The organism is Accumulibacter sp. (assembly GCF_032229525.1).
In the GTDB taxonomy this organism is placed as follows: Bacteria; Pseudomonadota; Gammaproteobacteria; order Burkholderiales; family Rhodocyclaceae; genus Accumulibacter.
Window position 1 is genome coordinate 1 of the sequence record NZ_JAVTWB010000043.1, and the last position, 3,006, is coordinate 3,006.

3 protein-coding genes are annotated in these 3,006 nt (G+C 67.1%); all 3 read left to right on the forward strand.

Annotation, left to right across the window (positions count from 1 at the left end; translation table 11 throughout):
* Positions 1 to 232: response regulator (locus RUW20_RS02965; RefSeq protein WP_313950707.1), on the forward strand; the 232-nt coding region annotated here is incomplete at its 5' end.
* A gap of 72 nt (positions 233 to 304) precedes the next feature.
* Positions 305 to 2,137 (forward strand): ATP-binding protein, encoded by a 1,833-nt coding sequence (locus RUW20_RS02970; RefSeq protein WP_313950708.1) that lies wholly within the window; start codon positions 305 to 307, stop codon positions 2,135 to 2,137.
* Positions 2,134 to 2,778 carry a response regulator transcription factor gene (locus tag RUW20_RS02975; protein WP_313950686.1) on the forward strand — a complete coding sequence of 215 codons (645 nt, stop codon included), beginning with the start codon at positions 2,134 to 2,136 and terminating at the stop codon, positions 2,776 to 2,778. The genes RUW20_RS02970 and RUW20_RS02975 overlap by 4 nt, the downstream gene beginning before the upstream one ends.
* Positions 2,779 to 3,006: the final 228 nt, after the last annotated feature.

A 3,006-nucleotide genomic window follows, 5' to 3' on the forward strand; every position in this document is an offset into this window, starting at 1 on the left:
CCTGGTGCTGGATGTGCAACTGCCCGGGATGTCGGGGCTCGATCTGCAGGAGCACCTGAATGCCCTGGCGCCGGGAACACCGGTGGTCTTCATCACGGCCTACGACGATCCGCGTTGGCGCCGGCGGGCGCTGGCAGCGGGTTGCGCCGCGTTTTTCAACAAGGGCGACGCCGGCCGCGAGGTGCTCGGCGCGATCCACGCGGTGGTCAACGGATCCCCACGCAGCACCTGACGCCGCTGCTGCAGTGCAGTCCGTTCGCCGTCGCAGTCGAAGTTGCAGCGCAGGTCTTCCTGCCAGACAGTCATGAACTGGATCACCGTTGCCTGGCCGATGGTCGCCGCAGCTTGCCTGACGCTCGGTTTGATCGAACTGCGCATCGCGCTCACCCGGCCGGTAGACCGCGCGCGCCTGGTATTCGCAGCGAGTGCCTTTGCCGCCGCCGCAGCCTGTGGGCTCGAGCTGGCGATGATGCGCGCCAATGACCCGATCGAGTTCCAGGCGCTGCTGAACTGGTTCGATGTCGCGGCAGGCGCCGTCATCGCCACGCTCGCCGGCTTCGTCTGGCTCTATTTCCGCTGTGGCAACAGGTGGCTGGCGATCGCCGGCCCGGCCCTCTATTTCACCGCTGCGCTCTTCGACTTTCTCCCCGGGCCAAGCCTCGGCTACCTGGAGATGACCGGCTTGCAGACGGTCGAGACCTTCGGCGGTGCGACTTACCAAGTGGCCGTGGGCGTCCCGAACCCGCTGAACGCTCTCACCTATCTGGGGGTGCTGACGCTCCTCGTATTCGTCGTGCACGCCTCGCTCCAGCTGGCGCAGCGCGGCCAGCGCCGGCGGGCCGCCGTCATCGGCGGCAGCGTCGTGGTCTGGGTTCTGGGCGCCGGCACCCATTCGGCGCTGATCGAGATCGGGGTCGTGCAAACACCTTATCTCGTCAGCTTGGCCTACCTGATCATCTTGCTGGCCATGGCCTACGAACTCACCGCCGACGTTTCCGCCGCAGCGCATTTGGGTCGGCAGTTGCAGGAAAGCGAGCGGCGCATGGATCTGGCCAGTGCCGCCGCAGGCCTCGGCGTGTGGGTCTGGAATCTCGGCACCAGCGAAATCTGGGCGACTGCCAAAGCGCACGCCCTGTTCGGCATCCCGCCAGCGGAGCGTCTCGATCAGGCGCGACTGATCAACGCGGTGCATCCCGACGACCGCGACACCCTGCGTCATGCCGTCGACAGCGCGCTGAGCAATGACCGTGACTTCGAAGTCGAGGTTCGGCTGCAGCCGGTCGACGGAGAGACGCGCTGGATCGCCAGCCGCGGGCGGGTCGAGCGCGATGGCGACGGTGCGCCGCGCCTGCTGCGCGGCGTTGCATTCGATATTTCGCCGCGTCGCCGCTCGGAGCTGCAACTGCAGGAACTCCAGAGCCAACTCGCCCATACCAGCCGCGTCTCGATGCTCGGGCAGCTGGCGTCGGCGCTGGCACATGAGTTGTACCAACCGCTGGGCGCCATTCTGCGCAACGCCGAGGCGGCGGAGCTCTTCCTGCAACGCGACCCGCCGGACCTCGGCGAGCTGCGGCCTATCCTGGCGGACATCCGGGCCGACAACCAGCGCGCGCGGGACGTGATCGAGCGATTGCGCACGCTGCTGAAGCGCCGCAGCATGGCGTGCCAGCCGCTGGCGATCGACGATCTGTGTGCGGCGACCGCTGCGCTGACGCGCGTCGACGCAGCGGCGCGCAGCATCCACCTGGTGATCGACATCGCGCCCGGTCTGCCAAGGGCAATGGGGGACCCGGTGCACATCCAGCAGGTTCTGCTCAACCTGGTGCTCAACGCCATGGATGCCGTGGACCAGGCGCACCCCGCAGAGCGCCGCGTCATCCTGCGCGCTCAGCTTGGTGGTGGACACGAAATTGAAGTGGCGGTGGCCGACACCGGACCCGGCATCCCGCCGGAAAAACTGGGCGCCATTTTCGAACCCTTCTTCACCACCAAATTGGACGGCATGGGGATCGGGCTGGCGATCTCTCGTACCATCGTCGAAGCGCACGGCGGTCGCCTCTGGGCAGAGAACAATTTCCCCGCCGGAGCGACCTTCCACTTCACGCTGCCGACCGCCGGCGAGGCGGCTCCTTCGTGAGCCCCAGCTTGGCGGTGGTGGCCCTGGTCGACGACGACGCTTCCTTCCTGAGGTCAGCGTCGCGGCTGCTGCGGGCGGCCGGCTATACGGTGGCGACCTTCTCGTCGGCGGAGCTCTACCTCGCCCAACTGACCGATAGGCCGGGCTGCGTGATCGCCGACCTGCGCATGCCCGGCCTGAGCGGCATGGACCTGCAGCTGGCGCTCGCACGCGAGCCACACGCGCCGCCGGTGATCTTTCTCACCGGCCAGGGGGACATTGCGACCTCCGTGCGCGCCATGCGCCACGGCGCCGAGGACTTTCTTACCAAGGACGCAGCGCAGGCCGATCTGCTGCAGGCTGTTGAGCGCGCGCTGGCGCATGATGCCCGTCAGCGCGCGCAGCGTCTGCACCTGCAAAGCCTGCGCGCCCGCTTCGACGCCCTGTCGCCGCGCGAGCATGAGGTGCTACAGCAGGTGCTGCGCGGCGGTCTCAACAAACAGATTGCCAGCACCCTGGGCATCAGCGAGCGTACGGTGAAACTGCATCGCACGGCGATCACTACCAAGCTGCAGCTGCGATCGGTGGCCGAGCTGGCACGACTGGTCCAGGCAGCCGGCCTCTTCGACGAAGACCCGTCGACCTTCCCGAAAGGGCAGTAGCCGGACTGCGCCACGGTCGCTATGATCGCTCGCGTAGCGACTTGGCCGCTTGCGCCGCGATCGACCCGACGCGGAGTTCGCCCTTCCTCTAGCGCTGGCGATTCGCCACCGGCTGCAGATGGTCAAGGCAATGCCCGGTTTGATTCCTGGCTCCACGCCCCCAAAAATTTCTATAGAGAAAGCGACAGATGAAACCAATGCCCCTCCTCGCGATGAGTCTGGCACTCG